Source organism: Paraburkholderia sp. J63 (assembly GCF_905220245.1).
Lineage (GTDB): Bacteria > Pseudomonadota > Gammaproteobacteria > Burkholderiales > Burkholderiaceae > Paraburkholderia.
Genome location: NZ_CAJMZF010000246.1, coordinates 1 through 219 on the forward strand (window position 1 = coordinate 1; position 219 = coordinate 219).

General features: G+C 69.4%; 1 pseudogene. It reads left to right on the forward strand.

Annotation, left to right across the window (positions count from 1 at the left end):
- A pseudogene (locus U5775_RS39380) lies at positions 1-219 on the forward strand (4-hydroxy-2-oxovalerate aldolase); the annotation flags it as partial.

Below are 219 nucleotides of genomic sequence, written 5' to 3' on the forward strand. Positions count from 1 at the left end.
GTGGCCGTGGAAGAAGGTTGCGACCGCATCGATGCATCGCTCGCGGGCATGGGCGCCGGTGCGGGCAATGCGCCGCTCGAAGTGTTCATCGGCGCGGCCGAGCGCATGGGCTGGAACCACGGCACCGATCTCTACACGCTGATGGATGCCGCCGACGACATCGTGCGGCCTTTGCAGGACCGCCCGGTGCGCGTGGACCGCGAAACGCTCGCGCTCGGC